The organism is Paludibaculum fermentans, assembly GCF_015277775.1.
Taxonomy (GTDB): Bacteria; Acidobacteriota; Terriglobia; order Bryobacterales; family Bryobacteraceae; genus Paludibaculum; species Paludibaculum fermentans.
Window position 1 is genome coordinate 4,229,360 of sequence record NZ_CP063849.1, and the last position, 18,336, is coordinate 4,247,695.

Here is an 18,336-nt window from a genome sequence, read left to right on the forward strand (position 1 = left end):
TTAGCGGAACCGCGATCCCCGGACCATACCCTTTGGGGGGGGTGCCGGAGCGGGCTCGGGTTCCGGTGGGGGTACTGGTTTCCGGATGCGTCCGTCCAGGTGCGCGTTGATCCTGTCATCCTTGGCCTTGGCAAACTTCGGACTGCCGGGCTCCAGCCCCGTGGCCTGGGTCACCTCGGCATCCGTCACGTCCATCGCGGTCGCCAGGTATTTGGTGAAGTGGTTCTTGATGCGGTCCTGCACCGACCGTTCGGTCGATTTCAGGAAAAGCAGCAGGGTCTCTTCTCCTGGCGCCTTCTTCAGGACGTCGTATACATGCGATGCCCGGGAGAGCTTCGCCGATTTGAGAATCGATTCCAGTTTCTTGGCCCGCGCCTCGAGCTTCTGCCAGGGATCGGCCTCTTCCTTGGTCATCTTCGTGGTTTCGATGAGCTGAGCCCGCTCTTTCACTGAGAGCAACTGCGTCATGCAGTACATGGAGAGCCCATACCAATCCACGGTGAAGCCGGCCCCGAACGGGATCATGGCCTTGCTCTTGGTGATCTTCTGGAAGGCGGCGGCGTTCAGCTTGGGTCCGGCCAGCGCCGGGCTGAACAGCTTCAGCATGTCGTGATCCTCGAGTTCCTTGAGGATGTCGTAGGGGCTGGATTCGAGGGCGATCTGGCGCAATTCGGAGAACAGGGCCCGGCCGGGAATGTACTTCTCCATGCCGGCCTCGCGCGCGTTTTTGAACTGCTGCAGGGTGCGTTCGTCGATAGTGAAGCCCAGCCGCGCTTTGAAACGGATGAGGCGGAGCAGCCGGACCGGGTCGTCGTAGAGGGAATAGTTGGAGATCGCCCGCAGTTCCTTGCGTTCCAGGTCGGACGCGCCGTTCGTGGGGTCGATCATGAGGCCGCGCGAGGCGCGGTTGAGCGAGAGGGCGATGGCGTTGATGGTGAAATCGCGGCCGCGCAGGTCTTCGTGGACGGTTGCCGGCGTGATCTGGGGCTTGGCCCCGGGTTTGCCGTACTTTTCCTGCCGGGCCATGCTGATTTCCGACCTGACGCCGTTCGGAAAGCGCACGTCGACCATTTTGCGGTGCTCATCAATGGAGACGATCTCCGCGATGCCGCTTTTGACCATGTTCTTGGCCAGCTTCAGGGCCGGACCCTCGACGGTGAAGTCGAGGTCCCGGATGGGGAAGCCGCCGAGCATATCGCGCATGGCGCCGCCTGTCAGGAACAGGCTCAGGTTCGCCTCGGCCGCCGCGGATTGCACTGACGCCAGCACGGTGTTTTGTTCCGCGCTGAGGTGGCTCTCCAGAATGAACATGTAATCGCTCATGACATTTCCATCTCCGGCATCCCCGTCACTGGCCGAACTCCGGTCAACTCCGTGGGTGGTGCTTATCCACCACGGTGCGCAACCGAGACCTCAGCACATGCGTGTAGATCTGTGTGGTGGCAATGTCGGCATGCCCCAGCATCGATTGCACGCTGCGTAAATCCGCTCCCCGGTCCAAGAGGTGAGTAGCAAAGCTGTGCCGCACCACGTGGGGCGTCAGCCGATGAAAGATGCCGGCGTTCCGGCCGTGTCCACCCAACAACTTCCAGAAACCCTGGCGCGTCATGGCACCGCCGCGCTGGGTGACAAACAGGTAAGCGCTCGATTTGGACTTCAGGATGGCACTGCGGGCGGAAGTCTGATACGCCTCGACGCACTCCCGGGCCTTACTCCCGAGAGGTACTAGCCGCTGTTTGTTTCGCTTTCCCGTCACACGCAAGAATCCGAGCTGCAGATTCAGGTCGGTCACCTTGAGAGTGCACAGCTCAGACACCCTCAAACCGCAGGCGTAGAGAACTTCCAGCATCGCACGATCCCGGCAGCCCGTAGGCGTCGACGTGTCCGGAGCCGCGAGAAGATCTTCAACTTGCTGTAGATTCAGGAACTTGGGGAGGTTCTGCCACTGTCTGGGCGATTGCAGCAGGGCGGTGGGGTCCTCGCCAATGCGGTTTTCGCTGAGGAGAAATCGATAAAAACTTCTCAATGTGCTGAGACGCCGCGCGATGGAGCGGCTGGAAAGGCCGCGGGCCGGCAGGCTGTCGAGATACTGGCGCACCGTCTCTTCGCCCGGTACTCCAGTTTCCTTGCGGGCTTCGCAGAATCGATGGAAGTCCTTCAAATCAAGGGAGTAAGCAGACAACGAGAGGGCTGCTAGCCCCTTCTCGACGCGCGCGTAGGTCAAAAAAGCCTCAGCCGCCGGGCTGAGAGCGCCCTCGGTTGTCATCGCTGCAATGATACAATACTTGCGTAATTGTTTGAAAGTAAAGGACCGCTTGGCGTGGCCCATTCATCCCCCACGCTCCGCGAAGAACTCCCAAATTGAGTGGCTCGACCGCCAAAAAAGTAATCCTGGAACGGTTCGACCGTGAACGCATCCGCGGCTTTGTGCATCCGCAGACCTATTTACAGGCGTCTGGAGTGGAGATTCTCAGCCCCGACGGCAGCGTTGCCGTGATTCCGTACGTGCAGGTGAAGGCGGTTTCGTTTGTCCGGGACCTGGAAGGGAATGGGGTCTTGGCGGAACGCCGCGAATTCCTCGCGCGCCCCAAGACATCCGGCCTCTGGGTGGAGTTGCAGTTCCGGGACGGCGACCTGCTGGAAGGCGTCATCCCCAACAATCTGCTGGTGATCGAGCCGCAGGGCTATGCGTTGAGCCCGCCCGAGGCAGCCGGTAACGCGCAGCGCGTATTTGTGCCCAGGCAGGCCCTGAGCCAGGTGCTTGTGCTCGGCGTCGTGGGCGGAAAACGGAAGAGGTCCGGACCCGAAGCCGAACCCCAGCAGATCAGGCTGTTCGCAGAAGAGTAGTTTCCGGCAGCTCGTACTCGCTCAGCGTGTCCCACTTCGTCGGATTGCTATTCCGCACAAAGACGACATGATGGATGGCGAAGGAGCGGCTGCCCCGGTAGGACGCCCAGCGCTGACGAGCATACTCCAGCTTCTCCGCCACGGTTTCCGGCCGCAGTTCCTGGGCCAGCGTGATGTGCGGGTGGAAGGGGAACGGCTCGTCATAGGCCATCAGGCCGCCGGAGAGTTCCTGGTGATACTCCTCGATCGCGGTGCGGCCCTGTTCCAGGTTCAGGTAGATCACATTGGTACCCGGGAACAGCTCGACTTCTCCGAGGGTGACCTCGAAGGGACTGAGCCGCTGGATCTTAGGAGCGAGATCCTCGACGAGATCGTCCTGACAGGCTTTCAACTGGCGGGGCGGCAGGAGGGTAACATGCGCCCTGAGCTTGCATCCGGGGACCAGTTCAGCCCGGAGCTCGTTGAGAAAGGCACCCAGTGGGTCGGGGATGTACTGTACGAGGGCGTAGTAGCCGAAACAGCACCTCCCCACCAAATGCCCATTTGATGAAGCGTCCATCAGGTTCCATTCTAACCGGAGTTAGAGGGTTAGATTCAGCCCTCTCGTACTCCCCGCCGAACCTGAACTTTCAGCCTAGTCCGGCGGACTGCATTACCGGTGACCCGGCGGCCAATGGCGCCGATTCCAGCCCGCTCTTCACTTCCGGCAGAACCCAGCGGGCTTCTTCGAATCCTACATACTTGCAGATGCGGATCTCCCCCGCTTCGGATTCAAGGACATCACCGATCTCGAGAGCGCCTTCGGTGCCGCGCAGGTTCATCCAGGCGTCGTAGAAGCCGGCGGCCTGCAGTTCGCCCGCCGGGTCAAAGTCCCTGGGCTTGATGGCGGTGACGCCGCTGGTGTGCGGAGCCCAGCGGAACTGCTGCCGCGGGACTTCCTTCATCCGGTGTAGACGGAACAGTGGCATACCGCCACATTCTCCCTCTTAAAACAGGGTCAAGTCAAAATGTTTGAATCGCGCGCTCCGCGTCTCTTCGCCCCAGGTCGATCCACCTGCGGGCGTTGTCCCGGGTCCAGGCCAATGCGTCGCGGGCGGTGCCGAGCGGCTGGGCGGGTTCGATCCAGACAACCCGGATCCCGGCCGGAGCTGGTGCACCGGGATGGGACAGCTTGAGCAGTGCCTGGCGGGCCGTGCGCAGCCACCAGGGTCCGCCGCTGGGCAGCAGGTTGACGGCGACGATGGTGGTCGCGCCCTGTTCGACGGCGGCCCATAGGGGGACTGAGCCCAGCAGGCCGCCATCCATGGAGAGGCGGCCATCGACGCGGTAGAGCGGAAAGATGCCCGGCAGGGCGCAGGATGCCGCCAGGTGATGCCAATCGATGCCGGGTGTCAGGATGGCGCGCGGCCGGCGGCGCAGCACGTCGGTGATGGCGACGGCGCACGGCTTCACCGGCTGCAGCCGGGTGTGTACGTCCTGGATGCTGCGCTCGAAGGAATCCCGCTGGATGCAGCCGCCCAGGAGCCGGCGCGGCCAGCGCCACTGCAGCAGGGATCCCATTTCCGGCCGCAACCATTCCTCGATCCAGGCCTCACCGCGGCAATCGGCGGCGGCGGCCCAGGCATTCACGGCTCCGATGGAGGCTCCGGCAAAGAGGTCGAACTCGACCCTGCCCTGGAGCACGGACCAGACCCCGGCCTCGTAGGCGCCGAACATGCCTCCGCCGCCAAAGACGAGCGCGGATTTGTCATTTGCGGGCGGCGGAATAGTGGTAGGCTCCTGGAAAGATCATGGCACTGGACACCTCGTTCCTGCAGCCGGCCGTGACGGCCATCCTCGATCTGGACGGTTCGGGCGAGCGCCTGCTGCCGCTGGAATGCAAGACACCGTCGAATGCGGAGGCAGTGGCCCTGCTGGAATCGGCCGGCTCCGCGCAGCTTTTCCCTGGCTCTCGTTCACCGGAAGGGGCGATGGCCGGGCTGTGGTTGTATTTCTCGTGTTTTGAGCAATCGCACGCCTTGGCGCAAGAGCTACCTACGCTGGAGGGCAGTTACTGGCACGCGATCGTCCACCGGCAGGAGCCGGACGACTGGAACTCGGGCTACTGGTTCCGCCGGGTGGGGGCCCATCCGGTATTTCCCGAGCTGTTCGATGGGGCCCGGGCGCTGGGCTATGAGCCGTCCGGTTCGGCCTGGGATCCGTTTGCCTTCATTGAGTTTTGTGCGGCCGCAAGAAATCGGCCCGGCAGCGCAACCGAACGAGTGGCTCGCGAGGTCCAACGTTTAGAATGGCAGTTACTATTTGCCTGGTGTGCGCGCGTGCGACGATAGAAGCAGTTTCATGAAACGCTGGTTCTGGATCCTGTTCCTGGTCATCGTGGCCGCTGCCGGGCTGTGGTTGGCTTCCAAACGCAATGCTCCGCCGGAATCGCCATTTGCCCGCGCCCACAGGGAGACGCTGGTGAGCATGCTCACCACGAACGGCAAAACCGAGCCGGTGGAGTGGTCTCCGGTCCACGCTGAGCGCGAGGGCCGGGTGGTGCGCCTGCTGGTGCAGCGCGGCCAGACCGTGGGTGCCGGCGCCGTCCTGGCGGAGCTGGAGAACAACGACGCGCAATCCGAGCTGGCCGCCGCGCAGTCGCGGCTGGAGCAGGCGAAGGCTGAACTGGCCAACTTGCAGCGGGGCGGACGCGCGGCGGAACTCGTTGAAATCGAAGGACAACTGAAGCGGTTCCAGGTGGAGCGCGAGCCGGCCAGGCGCGAAGTTGCGTCACTGGAACGGCTGGTCACGAACCAAGCCGCGACGCGCGCGGAACTGGACGCCGCCAAGGATAAGCTGGCCCAACTGGATGCGCAGATCGCCGCGCAACAGGCGCGCCGCACGGCCCTGGTGGGTCAAGGGGATATCCCGGTCGCACAGGCCCGGGTGCGGGACGCCGAGGCGGCCGTCAGCCTGGCGCAGCGCCGCAAAGAGCTGTCGGTGATCCGGGCGCCGCGCAGCGGCGTGGTCTATGATCTCGCGGCGAAATCGGGCGCCTGGCTCGGCGCGGGCGACCTGGTCGCCAAGGTCGGCGACACCTCAAAGCTGCGGGTGACCGTGTATATCGACGAACCGGACCTGGGGCGCATCCGCAAGGGGCTGCCGGTCGCCATCACCTGGCAGGCCGAACCGCGCGGAGAGTGGAAGGGCGTCGTCGACGAGATCCCTACCCAGGTGATCGCGTTGGGCACCCGCCAGGTGGGCGAGGTGGTAACGCTGGCCGACAACCCGAATCACGACCTGCCGCCGGGCGCCAACATCGACGCCAAGATCCGGGCCCAGGTGGTGGAGAACGCCATCACGATCCCGAAAGCGGCCCTGCGCCGGGAGAATGGCGAGCTGGGTGTGTTCGTGCTGAAGGCCGGGAAGCTGGAGTGGAAGAAGGTGACGGTGGGCGTCTCCAGCGAGACGAAGGCCGAGATCCAATCCGGCGTCAGCGACGGCGACAGCGTGGCCCTGCCGTCAGAATCGGCCATCGCGGCCGGCATGACGGTGACGCCCGTTTATCCTTAACTACCGGTTGCGCAGGATCAGGCCGGGCGGGACATGGCGGCCGGCAACTGGTGATCTTCCGCGACACGTAGGTGCTGGGTTTCGGCCTCGATCAGTTCCGTCTGGTCCACACCGGACACGGTGATCTGGTAGCGGTTGTTGTCTGAGCGGGTCACGAAGCCGCGCTCCTTCAGATACCAGAGCGTGAATTCCAGGTGGTCGCGCGGGATCCCCAGCAGGTCTTCCAACTCGAAGAGGCTCATCGAGGGCGACTGCACGTCCTGCATCCGCTTGCGGTAAAGGACGCTGAGCACGCCGTAGCGTTTGGACTTCTCCGCCGCCGGGCCGCGAGCCGACTCGGGCGAATGGAACACCTTCCAGCGGGCCTTGAGCGTTTGGGCGTAGACCGCGTCGTAAGCCGCGCGGCGCGCCGGATGGCCCAGGATCTCGAAGGCCTTCGTCAGCTTCTTGAAGACTTCCTCGTTACCGGACTCTTTGTTATCAGGGTGATAGCGCTGGGCCAGCAGGCGATAGACGCGGTGGATGGTGTCGTGGAGGGCCTTGGGGTTGAGCTGCAGGAGCTCGTAGAGGTCTTCCTCGGGCAGGGTGCCGAGGTGCACGCCGGCGTTGTCCGCCGCCGCGGCTTCGCACAGCAGGCCCACGCGGTAGAAGCCCATGGCTCCGGTGCGGCACCAGCAGACCTTGGCGCGTTCGGCGAGCTCAAAACCCATGGACGAAGTTTCGCCGGGCGCTCGGAGCTGAATGACCAGGCCGATGGGCAGGGCGACCCGCGTCTGCAGACCGGCTCCGCCTTCGCTGATGTCGACGAGCATCGCTGCCGCGGCCTGCCGCACATTGTAGGCATCGTCGAAGGTCATGCGAACCTCGACGGGCTGGGTCTTGAGGATCCGCCTGCGGTTGCGCCGCTCGCTGGGACTGTTTTCCGCCATCTCCATACAGTTCGGCAATCTGCACCGATCTGATTAGGGTTACTTCACGAAACAGCCGCCGGTTTAATGTGGGGGGACTCGCGCGGAGGGCGCGAGTCCCGTTAGGCGGGCTACTGCTTTTCGGTGGGCACCGCGGGTCCGGCCGCCCCAAAGTAGGTCGGATCCAGCACCGGCTTGCCGGCTGCCTTGATGGCGTCCATCGCCTTCTGTGCGGCTTCCGACTGCAGGCGGCGTTCGATCTCGGGCTTCACTTCGTCGAAGGGCTTGGCGCCACGTTCCTGCACCTGGATCAGGTGGTAGCCGAACTGAGTCTTCACCGGCTGGCTGAGCTCGCCGATCGGGAGGGAGAAGACGGCCTGGTCGAACTGGGGCACCATCTTACCTTTGCCGAACGCGCCGCCCAGATCGCCGCCCATGGCGCCGCTGCCGGTGTCGTCCGACTCGGCCTTGGCGAGCGTGGCGAAGTCCTCGCCCTTGGCGATCTTCTCGCGGATCTCGTTGGTCTTGGCGAGCGCCTCTTCTTCCGTCAGGTCCTTCTGGTCCTTCTTCAGGGGAACGCGGGACCCCTTGAAGCGGATGAGGATGTGGCGGGCCTTGGCGCTGGCGAACTCGTCCTTATGGGCCTCGAACCAGGCCTTCTCGGCGGCTTCGGTCGGCTTGTTCTGTTCCAGGAGCCGCTGATAGAGGTTGGAGGCGAGGAAGCTTTCGGCCTGCAGTTGGAGCTGGAGCTTCACTGAGGGGTTCTCGTCGATCTTGAGCTTGCGGGCCTCGGCGGCGTAGGTGTAGATCTCGCTGAGCTGCTCTGCCAGCTTACGGCGCGCTTCCGGGGTGTTGCCGCCCAACTGGTTCTTGAGGTTGGCCGGGAGGTTCGCCATCATGTCGTCGAACTGCGTTTTCGTCATCTTCTTCGCACCGGCGGAGAAGACGATGGGGTCGGCGCCGGCCGGCTTGGCAGCGGCGGCGGGAGCGGCGGCGGGCTTTGCGGGAGCCGCGGCCGGGGTGGCAGCCGGTTTTGCGGCCGCCGGCTTGGCCGGAGATGCCTGAGTCGGCGCCTGCTTCGCGGGGGCGGCGGCAGGTGCCTGCGCCCATACGGCGCCGCCAAGCATCACAATAAGGAGAACTCGCATATTCCTCATGGTAACCCGCCCATCCGCTAAAGCTGAGAGAACCCCCTCGCGCCTGAAAGGCGACGGGCCGAAGAAACCGACAAGCTGGAAGGCTGTCTGGCCGGACGTGAAGGAGCTGATGAAGCCGCGGCGGAATCAACTGCTGCTGGGGCTCGGGCTCATCTTTATCAGCCGCTCCGCCGGATTGGTGCTGCCCAGTTCCACCAAGTACCTGGTCGACGACATCATCGGCAAGCACAAGCCGGAACTGCTGACGCCGCTGATTCTGGCGGTTCTGGCGGCGACCACGGTCCAGGGCGTAACGTCCTTTTGGCTCACACAGTTACTGTCGAAGTCGGCCCAGAAGCTGATCGCGGAACTGCGCTGCAAAGTGCAGTCTCACGTCGGCCGGTTGCCGGTCACTTACTTCGATACCAACAAGAGCGGCCAGCTCGTCTCGCGGATCATGAACGACGTGGAAGGGGTCCGCAACCTGGTGGGCACCGGCCTGGTGGAATTCGTCGGCGGACTGCTGACGGCGTTCCTGGCGTTCTTCATGCTGCTGCGGATCAGCCCGTTATTGACCATGCTGGCACTGGCCGTCGTTTTGACCTTTTCGCTGGTTTTACAGCGGGCGTTCAAGACTCTTCGCCCTATCTTTCGGGAGCGTGGCAAGATCACGGCTGAGGTCACCGGGCGATTGACGGAGTCACTGGGCGGCATCCGGGTGATCAAGGGATACCATGCCGAGGAGCGGGAAGAGACCGTCTTCCGGGCCGGCGCGCAGCGGATCCTGGACAACGTGCTGCAGTCACTGACGGGCGTTTCCCTGATGAGCCTGTCGGCCACGGTCCTTCTAGGTCTGGTGGGCGCGCTGGTGATGTTTGTTGGCGGGCGGCAGATCCTGAACGGCACCTTGACCCTGGGCGGCTTCGTAACCTTTACCGCCTTCCTCGCCATCCTGGTCGCCCCGGTCTTCCAGATCGTGGGTATTGGGACGCAGTTGACCGAGGCGCTGGCCGGATTGGAACGGACTCGCGAGATCCTCAACGAGCAGGCGGAAGACGCCGATCCGAACCGGACCGCGGTGATGGGTCCGATTCGCGGCGATGTGCTGTTCGAGGACGTCCACTTCTCTTATGAGGAGGGCAAGGAAGTCCTGCACGGGGTCAGCTTCCATGCGCCGCCCGGGACGGTGACCGCACTGGTTGGGTCCTCCGGATCCGGCAAGTCCACCACCATCGGGCTGATCTCCGCCTTCCACGCCCCGACGACCGGCACGGTGCTGGTCGACGGGCAGGATCTCTCGAAGGTCCGGCTGTCGAGCTACCGCACGCAGTTGGGCGTCGTGCTGCAGGAGACGTTTCTGTTCGACGGGACGATCCGCGAGAATGTGGCCTTTGCGCGGCCGCATGCGACCGAGGCCGAGATCATGGAAGCCTGCCGCATTGCGCGCGTCGATGAATTTGCGGAACGGTTCCCGGAAGGGTACGAGACCGTGGTCGGCGAGCGGGGCGTCAAGCTGAGCGGCGGGCAGAAGCAGCGCGTCTCGATCGCCCGCGCGATCCTGGCGGATCCGCGGATCCTGATCCTGGACGAGGCGACGTCGAGCCTGGATAGCGAGACGGAAGCGCTGATCCAGCACGGGCTCGGCTACCTGATGCAGGGCCGCACCACGTTTGTCATTGCGCACCGCCTTTCGACGATCCGGCGGGCAGACCAGATCCTGGTGATGGAAGACGGCCTGCTGGTGGAGAAGGGCGCGCACCACGAGCTGTACGCCAATCGCGGGCGCTACTACGATCTGTATACGCGGCAGCACGGCATCGAAACCAACCTGTTCCTGGCGCCCGGCGAAGGGGATACTTTCGACGAACCGCAAGCGGCCAAATAGCCCGGTCGCGGGGCAGCGAGTCCTTCTACAATGAGCAGGTATGCTGCCTGACTATGAGAAGCTCGGCGCCTTCTACCTGGGCCGTTTGAAGGACACAGACCAGACCCTGTTGTACGACAGCAAGGACCTCACGACGCATGCCGTGTGCGTGGGGATGACGGGCTCCGGCAAGACCGGTCTGTGCCTGGGCCTGCTGGAAGAGGCGGCGATCGACGGGATTCCGGCGCTGGTGATCGATCCCAAGGGCGACCTGGCGAACCTGCTGCTGACGTTCCCTGCCCTGGAGGCGGCCGACTTCGAGCCCTGGGTGAACCCGGACGAGGCGCGGAACAAGGGGCTGGAAGTGCCGGCGTTTGCGGCCGCCGAAGCCGAGAAGTGGAAGAAGGGCCTGGCGCAGTGGGGGCAGGATGGCGCGCGGATCCAGCGGCTGCGCGATGCGTGCGAGTTCGCGGTGTATACGCCGGGCTCCGATGCGGGCATCCCGGTCTCCATCATCAAGTCGTTCGATGCGCCATCGCAGGCGATCCTGGACGACCGTGAAGCGCTGAGGGACCGTGTGAGCTCCACGGCTACGTCGCTGCTGGCGCTGGCCGGGATCGATGCCGATCCGGTGCAGTCGCGCGAGCACATCCTGCTGTCGACGATCCTGGACACGGCGTGGCGGGCGGGCGCGAGCCTCGACCTGGCGTCCATCATCGGGCAGATCCAGAAGCCGCCGTTCCAGCGCGTGGGCGTGCTGGATCTCGATTCCTTCTACCCGGCGAAGGAGCGGTTCGGACTGGCGATGGCGTTGAACAATCTGCTGGCGTCGCCGGGCTTCGAGGCGTGGCTCAACGGGGATCCGCTCGACATCGACGCGATGCTGTGGACGCCCAAGGGCAAGCCTCGCATCAGCATCTTCTCCATCGCGCACCTCAGCGATACGGAGCGCATGTTCTTCGTCTCCCTGCTACTGAACCAGACCCTGTCGTGGGTGCGCAGCCAGAGCGGCACGTCGTCGCTGCGGGCTCTGCTCTACATGGACGAGATCTTCGGGTACTTCCCGCCGATTGCGAATCCGCCGTCGAAGAAGCCGCTGCTGACGCTGCTGAAGCAGGCGCGGGCGTTCGGGTTGGGCGTGGTGCTGGCGACGCAGAATCCGGTGGACCTGGACTACAAGGGGTTGGGCAACACCGGCACGTGGTTCATTGGCCGGCTGCAGACGGAACGGGACAAGGCGCGGGTGCTGGAAGGGCTGGAAGGCGCAGCGGCTTCGACCGGCGCGAAGTTCGATCGCGGCGCGATGGAGCAGATCCTGGCCGGGCTGGGCAATCGCGTCTTCCTGCTGAATAACGTGCACGAGGACGGCCCGGTGCTGTTCCAGACGCGTTGGACGCTGTCTTACCTGCGGGGTCCTCTGGCGCGGCCGGAGATCAAGCGGCTGATGCAGGCCGCGCCACGGGCAGTGGTCGATGATGCCGTGGTGGCGGAGGTGCCGGGCGAGTCGTCGACGGTGCCGGTGCTGCCTCCGGATGTGAGCCAGTTGTTCGTGCCGTTGAAGGGCTCCGTGCTGAGCTATGAGCCGCGGATCCTCGGCGTCGCCCGCGTGCAGTTTGCCGATGCCAAGCTGGGCGTCGATGAGGTGCGCGATTGTCTCTACGCCTGCCCCATCACGGATGAGGCGATTCCGGTGGACTGGCCACAGGCCGAGGCGCTGGACGTGCCCCTGAACGATCTGGAGAAGACGCCCACGGATGGGGCGACCTTTGCGGAACTGCCGGCGATTGCGGCTCGCGGGAAGAACTATGCCATCTGGCAGAAGTCGTTCGCGACCTGGCTGTTCCAGAACCAGTCGCTGGAACTGTTGCGGAGCCCGTCGACGGGTGAGCTTTCGCGGATCGGCGAAGCGGAACGGGACTTCCGGCTGCGGATCCAGCAGTCGGCTCGCGAGGCGCGGGATGGGCAGATCCAGGATCTGCGGGCGAAGTACGCGCCGAAGCTCCAGACGCTGGATGACCGATTGCAGCGGGCGCAGTTGAAACTGGAGCAGGAGAAGGCGCAGGCGACCTCGCAGACGTTGAGCTCCGTGCTGTCCATCGGCACCTCGATCCTGGGGGCGTTCATGGGCCGCAAGACGATCAGCGCCGCCAACATCAACCGCATCGGCACGGCCGCGCGGGCGGCGACGAAGATCGGCAAGGAGCGCGGCGACGTGGGGCTGGCTACGGATACGGTGGAGAGCGTGCAGGCCCGGTTGCAGGAGCTGAATCAGCAACTGGCGGACGAGATTGCAGCCATTCCCGAAGTCGGCAACGAGGAGTTCGGCTCCATCACTTTGAAGCCGAAGAAGACGGGCATCCAGGTGCAGTTGGTCTCGCTGGTCTGGATGTAGGATCCCGCCCTCATTTTTTCCGCGTCGCAATTGAAACTCAGTTGCAGAACGCGTGATCTTGCCCTATATTAACTAAAAGATCTGCAATTCACTTGCAACTTAGGGATATCTGAGGCGGACCCAGGGGAGGTTCGCGGAAGAGGTCCGGGTCTAAACGTTCATCTCTTGGCCGAGCGGCGTCCAGACCCGGAAGATCGACAACCTGTCAGGGCCGGCGACCTCGTCCGATTATAGGCGCGCCGGTTCCTCACTTCCAAGCATTGCGGCCTGGGATGGCCGCACAGAGAGGGACACATGCGTATCAGGATCAAGCGCCGCACCGCGCCGCGGCGGGATTATGCCCAGAGATGGCCGATCGCCTACCGCTGGCTGGCGACCGGTGTGCTGGTGGCTTACACAGCCGTGGGCAGCACTGTCGTGGCCAACGCGCAGACCGGCTCCTCCGCCCAGGGGCCGGCGGCGCAGGCGCTGTCGCTGGAGGTCAGGCGGTATGACATCCCGGCGGGCACGCTGGGAGAGGCGCTGGCGGCGCTGGAGACCGCAAGTGGTTTGCAATTTGAGATTCGCAAGTCCGGAATCAGGGACCTTGCATCGCCCGGCGTCTCGGGTCTGTATACGCTGCAGCAGGCGTTGCAGCAGGCGTTGAAGGGCACGCGAGTCGTGTATTCCAATGCCGGCACGGGCGTCGTGGCGCTGGACCTGGAGGGCCTCAACTCCACGTTGGAGGTGCAGGAGCGGGTCCTGATGACCTCGCCGCACTACACGGAGCCATTGCGGAACACGCCGCAAACGATCACGGTGATCCCGAAGGAGCTGATTGAGCAGCAGGGCGCCACGACGCTGCGCGACGTGTTGCGCAATGTGCCGGGATTGACGATGACGGCCGGAGAGGGCGGTACGCCGGCGGGGGACAATCTGAACCTGCGCGGCTTCAGCGCGCGCAACGACCTGTTTGTCGATGGCTCGAGAGACCTGGGTCCGCAGGCTCGCGATCCGTTCAACATGGAGCAGGTGGAGGTGGTGAAGGGACCGCAGTCGGCGTTCACGGGCCGCGGGTCGGCGGGCGGCTCCATCAACATGGTGAGCAAGGCTCCGGGGCTGAAGCCGGTGTATGGCGGCAGCGTGATGTTCGGCACGGACGGGACGAAGCGGTTCTCGGCCGATGTGAACACGCCCGTGCGGTTCCTGGGGGAGCGCACCGGCTTCCGGCTGAACCTGCTGTCGCACGACGGCGGCGTGGCGGGCCGTGATGTTGTCAACAACCAGCGCTGGGGCTTCGCGCCATCGCTGGCCTTCGGGCTGGGCTCGCCGACGCGCCTCACCCTGAGCTACTACAAGCTGAAGCAGGACAACATTCCCGACTACGGCATTCCGTGGGTACCGAACACGAATACGGTGCTGACGGGGTATCTGGACAAGCCGGCTCCGGTGCCGCGCGAGACGTTCTATGGGCTGGCGAACCGCGATTACGAGCGGCTGAGCTCGGACATGGCGACGGTGCGGTTCGAACACGACTTCAGCGACAACCTGTCGTTCCGGAATCAGTTCCGCTACGGCAAATCGAAGCGCGATTCGCTGGCGACGCCGCCACGGTTCCTGAACACGACATCAACCACGATCAACCGCGAGGCGCGCGCCTGGTACACGGAAGACGACATCTACGACAACCAGGCGGATGTGAGAGGGACGGCGACCACCGGCAAGGTCCGTCACGCCTACAACGCGGGCTTCGTGCTGACTCATGAGGCAAACCTGCGGACGGCGCGGACGGTGACGGGCACGTCGACTACTACGCTGTTGAATCCGAATGCCGAGGATCCCTTCACCGGCGTCTATACGAACAGCCCGTACATTGGGGATGTGAAGGGCAACACGCAGGCCGTGTATGCCTTCGACACGCTGAAGTTCGGACGCAAATGGGAGGCGAGCGGCGGCCTGCGCTGGGAGAGGTTCGACGTCGATGGCGTGAACACCACGCCGGCGGCGGTGACGCGCGTCGACAAGATGCTCTCGGGCCGCACGGGCCTGGTATTCAAGCCGGGCGAGCATGGCAGCCTCTACGCATCGTACGGAACGTCGATGAACCCTTCGCTGGAGGGCCTGACCTACGGTGTGGCGAATACGGCGATCCAGCCGGAGAAGACCTATACGGTGGAGGGCGGCTCGAAGTGGGACCTGTTCGGCGAGCGGCTGTCGCTGACGGGCGCGGTGTTCCGGGTGGACAAGACCAACGCGAGGACACCGGGGCTGAATCCGGACGATCCGCCGCAGGTGCTGCAGGGCACGCAGCGGGTATCGGGCCTTGAAAGCGGTGTTTCGGGCAAGCTGACGCGCAACCTGAGCCTGTTCGGCGCCTATACGTTCATGGACGCTGAGATCGTGAAGTCGAACACGCCGGCGGAAGTGGGCCGGGCCATTCAGAACGCTCCGCAGAATTCGTTCAATCTGTGGGCGAGCTACCGGTACAAGCGGCTGATGTTCGGCGGCGGGCCGCGCGTGGTGGGCAAGCGGTATGGGAACAACACGAACACGCGCTGGGTGGACAAGTACTGGACGATGGACGCCTATGCGTCGTATGCGGTGAACCGGCATCTGGACCTGCGGCTGAACCTCAACAACCTGAATAATGCCTATTACTACGACCGTTTGGGCGGCGGCCATGTGGTGCCGGGCGCGGCGCGATCGGCGCTGGTCAGCTTTGGGATCCGGTTCTAGTCACGGGACACAACGATGCTGCTGCAGATCCCGGATGTACTGACTTTGGAGCAGGTGGCGTACTGCCGCCGCCTGCTGGATGAAGCGAACTGGATTGACGGGCGGGTGACGGCCGGGCCGCAGTCCGGCCTGGTAAAGAACAACCAGCAACTGCCGGAGGATCTTCCGGCGGCGCGGGCGATGGGCGACCTGATCCTGGCGGCGCTGGAGAGGAATCCGCTGTTCATGGCGGCGGCGCTGCCGGCCAAGGTGTTTCCACCACTGTTCAACCGCTATGCGGGCGGGCAGTCGTTCGGCAACCACGTGGATAACGCGATCCGGCAGGTGAGCGGGACTCCGCATCGGATCCGGACGGACCTGTCGGCGACGCTGTTTTTCGCTGGACCGGAGGAGTATGAAGGGGGCGAACTGGTGGTGGAGGATACGTACGGCGCGCACAGCGTGAAGCTGCCTCCGGGCCATCTGATCCTATACCCCTCGACCAGCCTGCACCATGTCAGGCCGGTGACGCAGGGGGCGCGCATCTGCTCGTTCTTCTGGCTGCAGAGCATGGTGCGGGACGACGGCGAGCGGACGCTGATGTTCGACCTGGACATGGCGATCCAGCGGCTGTCGGAGGAGGCTCCGCAGCATCCTTCCGTGGTGGGCTTGACCGCTGTGTATCACAATCTGCTGCGCCGCTGGGCTGACGTGTAGAGGTAGCCGCGATGACCTTCCGCAAGACCATTTTCTGGCTCCACCTGATCTCCGGCTGCGTGGCCGGGGTGATTGTCCTGATCATGTCGGTGACGGGTGTGCTGCTGACTTACGAGCGGCAGACGATCGACTGGTTCGACCGTGGATTGCGGGCGCCTCAACAGCCGGGCCGGCCGAGGATGCCGCTGGAAGCGTTATTGGCGGCGCAGCCCGCGGCCCCCACGACGGTGACGCTGCGGGCTGAACCGGGTGAGCCGGTGATGCTGACGTACGGACGGGAAGGCACAGTGTACGTCGATGCGTACACGGGCGCGACGCTGGGCAAGGGGCATACGGGGGTCCGGAAGTTCTTCCAGTCGATGACGTCGTGGCATCGCTGGCTGGGGCAGGAAGGACCGGGGCGGCAGACGGCGCGGGCGATTACGGGTGCGTGCAATCTGGCGTTTCTGTTCCTGTTGATGAGCGGGCTGGTGCTGTGGTGGCCGAGGCGCTGGACCGCAGCGTCGTTGCGGGCCGTCACGTGGTTCAACGGCCAGGCGACGGGCAAGGCGCGCGATTTCAACTGGCACAACGTGATCGGGTTCTGGTCGCTGGCGCCGCTGTTGCTGGTGGTGGCCAGCGGAGTGGTGATGTCGTATCCATGGGCCAATGCCCTGCTGTACCGGATGACCGGCAGCGAACTGCCGGTGCAGGGCGCAGGTGGTGGGTCAGGAGGAGGCCCACCGCGTGGGGAGGGGCGCGGGCCGCGCGGCGAAGAACGCCGGCCGGCCGCCCCCTCCTATGAGGGGCTCGATCTGCTGGTGGAGAACGCCAAGCGGCAGGACCCGGAGTGGCGGGTGCTGAGCTTCCGGCCGGCCGGGCCGCGACGGGCTCCGCTGGCCTTCACCCTGGACCGGGCGGAACGCGGGCGTCCGGACCTGCGAACCACGGTGACGCTGGACCGCGAGTCCGGCGAGGCCGTCAAGCTGGAGCGGTTCTCCGACCAGAGTGCGGGCCGGCGGCTGCGGACCTGGGTGCGGTGGGTGCATACGGGCGAGGCCGGCGGCGTGACGGGGCAGACCGTGGCGGGGTTGGTGTCGCTGGGCGGGGTGTTCCTGGTCTATACGGGCGTGGCATTGTCGCTGCGGCGGCTGGCGGCGTGGAGGCGGCGGCGAGGCCGCCAAGCCGACGTCGTGGAGACGGCCAAGGCAGACAGGCTGGGTTAGCGGTTCTTGCTGTTGAGCAGCGCCTTGGGATAGATCATGACGCCCGACTCGGAGGCGCGGAAGATCCTGTAGAGGAGATCGTTGCCGGGGAGTTGGGTTTCCAGGTAGTCGACGCCTTCGGCCGTGACGATGAAGCTGCTGCGGTCGTCCTGGGTGACGAACTTCTTCGCTTTCAGGTACCACATGGCGAACTGGAGGTGCTCGCGCGGGAAGGCCATGAGGTGCTCCAGGTCGAGCATCGAGAGGGCGGAGTAGTCCGGGTTGGCGCGACGTTTGGCGTAGAGCAGGCAGAGGATGCCGATGCGGATTTTGGCTTCCGCGTCGATGCCGTCGGTGAACTCCTTGGACTGGAAGACGGGGAGGGCGTCGGGCTGGGTGAGTTCCAGTTTCAGGTCGTACTGTTCGCGGGCAGCGGGGTCGCTGAGGACCTCGTAGGCTTCGCGGTAGAGGCGGAAGCGTTCGGCGTCGCCGGTTTCGCGGTTGTCGGGGTGGTAGCGGGCGGCGAAGATCTTGTAGACGCGCTGGATGGTCTCGGGCTCGGCCTTAGGGTGGATCTGAAGCAGGTCGTAGTAGTTCACCGAGGCGGAGGTCATGAGCGTTGTATCGGCGGGATGGGCGGGAATCTTTGGGGTGTACGGGGGGAGAAGTGGGACGACCGGGGGGTCGTCTGCGGACGAGGGCGTCCGCCCTCCTGTCGGGGTTGACGGTGGCTGCAAACGATTCGATGTTGTGGGGGAGGAGAAGAGGGCCGACCAGGGGGTCGGCTGCGGACGAGGGCGTCCGCCCTCCTGTCGGGGTTGGGAGTGGCTGCAAACGATTCGATGTTGCGGTGGATGAGAAGAGGGCCGACCAGGGGGTCGGCTGCGGACGAGAGCGTCCGCCCTCCTGTCGGGGTTGGCGGTGGCTGCAAACGATTCGATGTTGTGGGGGAGGAGAAGAGGGCCGACCAGGGGGTCGGCTGCGGACGAGGGCGTCCGCCCTCCTGTCCGGGTGGGCGGTGGCTGCAGACCATTCGATGTTG

General features: G+C 64.7%; 16 protein-coding genes. 8 read left to right on the plus strand and 8 right to left on the minus strand.

Translation table 11 applies throughout. The features are described 5' to 3' along the window. Together IRI77_RS16515 and xerD are read right to left on the minus strand one after the other, a co-directional pair. Positions 1 to 1,323, minus strand: a complete 1,323-nt coding sequence (locus tag IRI77_RS16515) for a CCA tRNA nucleotidyltransferase (RefSeq protein WP_194453141.1) — start codon at positions 1,321 to 1,323, stop codon at positions 1 to 3. 43 nt (positions 1,324 to 1,366) lie between these two features. After that, the gene (gene xerD, locus IRI77_RS16520) at positions 1,367 to 2,329 is read right to left on the minus strand and encodes a site-specific tyrosine recombinase XerD (RefSeq protein ID WP_228486767.1); all 963 of its coding nucleotides are present in this window, start codon (positions 2,327 to 2,329) and stop codon (positions 1,367 to 1,369) included. A 32-nt stretch (positions 2,330 to 2,361) separates the two neighbouring features. Here xerD and IRI77_RS16525 point away from each other — a divergent pair, with 32 nt between their 5' ends. Next, positions 2,362 to 2,847, plus strand: a complete 486-nt coding sequence (locus IRI77_RS16525) for a DUF6982 domain-containing protein (protein WP_194453142.1) — start codon at positions 2,362 to 2,364, stop codon at positions 2,845 to 2,847. Here the strand turns inward: IRI77_RS16525 and IRI77_RS16530 are convergent. From IRI77_RS16530 to IRI77_RS16540, 3 genes are all read right to left on the minus strand, one after another. Continuing rightward, complete coding sequence (locus IRI77_RS16530; RefSeq protein ID WP_194453143.1) at positions 2,825 to 3,406, minus strand: 2'-5' RNA ligase family protein; 582 nt, start codon at positions 3,404 to 3,406, stop codon at positions 2,825 to 2,827. The genes IRI77_RS16525 and IRI77_RS16530 overlap by 23 nt on opposite strands. Before the next feature lie 70 nt (positions 3,407 to 3,476). After that, complete coding sequence (locus IRI77_RS16535) at positions 3,477 to 3,815, minus strand: hypothetical protein (RefSeq protein ID WP_194453144.1); 339 nt, start codon at positions 3,813 to 3,815, stop codon at positions 3,477 to 3,479. 34 nt (positions 3,816 to 3,849) lie between these two features. Continuing rightward, entirely contained in the window at positions 3,850 to 4,614 is a 765-nt protein-coding gene (locus tag IRI77_RS16540; protein ID WP_228486838.1) for a patatin-like phospholipase family protein, read from the minus strand. 23 nt (positions 4,615 to 4,637) lie between these two features. On the opposite strand from IRI77_RS16540, the gene IRI77_RS16545 reads away from it, so the two are divergent. Both IRI77_RS16545 and IRI77_RS16550 read left to right on the plus strand, forming a co-directional pair. Continuing rightward, on the plus strand, positions 4,638 to 5,177 hold the full coding sequence (locus IRI77_RS16545) for a hypothetical protein (protein ID WP_194453146.1): 540 nt from the start codon (positions 4,638 to 4,640) through the stop codon (positions 5,175 to 5,177). A 10-nt stretch (positions 5,178 to 5,187) separates the two neighbouring features. Next, positions 5,188 to 6,399: an efflux RND transporter periplasmic adaptor subunit gene (locus IRI77_RS16550; protein WP_194453147.1), complete on the plus strand. Its 1,212-nt coding sequence runs from the start codon at positions 5,188 to 5,190 to the stop codon at positions 6,397 to 6,399. Positions 6,400 to 6,416: 17 nt separating this feature from the next. Here the strand turns inward: IRI77_RS16550 and IRI77_RS16555 are convergent, their stop codons facing one another. Beyond that, positions 6,417 to 7,328, minus strand: a complete 912-nt coding sequence (locus tag IRI77_RS16555) for a DnaJ domain-containing protein (RefSeq protein ID WP_194453148.1) — start codon at positions 7,326 to 7,328, stop codon at positions 6,417 to 6,419. Between the two features lie 110 nt (positions 7,329 to 7,438). Next, the gene (locus IRI77_RS16560; RefSeq protein WP_323745367.1) at positions 7,439 to 8,455 is read right to left on the minus strand and encodes a peptidylprolyl isomerase; all 1,017 of its coding nucleotides are present in this window, start codon (positions 8,453 to 8,455) and stop codon (positions 7,439 to 7,441) included. A 118-nt stretch (positions 8,456 to 8,573) separates the two neighbouring features. Between IRI77_RS16560 and IRI77_RS16565 the strand changes: the two genes are divergently transcribed. From IRI77_RS16565 to IRI77_RS16585, 5 genes are all read left to right on the plus strand, one after another. Next, the gene (locus tag IRI77_RS16565; protein ID WP_228486768.1) at positions 8,574 to 10,328 is read left to right on the plus strand and encodes an ABC transporter ATP-binding protein; all 1,755 of its coding nucleotides are present in this window, start codon (positions 8,574 to 8,576) and stop codon (positions 10,326 to 10,328) included. A 40-nt stretch (positions 10,329 to 10,368) separates the two neighbouring features. Continuing rightward, the gene (locus IRI77_RS16570; RefSeq protein WP_228486769.1) at positions 10,369 to 12,699 is read left to right on the plus strand and encodes an ATP-binding protein; all 2,331 of its coding nucleotides are present in this window, start codon (positions 10,369 to 10,371) and stop codon (positions 12,697 to 12,699) included. 294 nt (positions 12,700 to 12,993) lie between these two features. Further along, on the plus strand, positions 12,994 to 15,414 hold the full coding sequence (locus IRI77_RS16575; protein ID WP_194453150.1) for a TonB-dependent siderophore receptor: 2,421 nt from the start codon (positions 12,994 to 12,996) through the stop codon (positions 15,412 to 15,414). A gap of 15 nt (positions 15,415 to 15,429) precedes the next feature. Continuing rightward, entirely contained in the window at positions 15,430 to 16,110 is a 681-nt protein-coding gene (locus IRI77_RS16580; protein ID WP_194453151.1) for a Fe2+-dependent dioxygenase, read from the plus strand. 11 nt (positions 16,111 to 16,121) lie between these two features. Further along, on the plus strand, positions 16,122 to 17,315 hold the full coding sequence (locus IRI77_RS16585) for a PepSY-associated TM helix domain-containing protein (RefSeq protein ID WP_194453152.1): 1,194 nt from the start codon (positions 16,122 to 16,124) through the stop codon (positions 17,313 to 17,315). Here the strand turns inward: IRI77_RS16585 and IRI77_RS16590 are convergent. Next, positions 17,312 to 17,908, minus strand: a complete 597-nt coding sequence (locus IRI77_RS16590; protein WP_194453153.1) for a J domain-containing protein — start codon at positions 17,906 to 17,908, stop codon at positions 17,312 to 17,314. The two genes, IRI77_RS16585 and IRI77_RS16590, sit on opposite strands and share 4 nt — an antisense overlap. Positions 17,909 to 18,336: the final 428 nt, after the last annotated feature.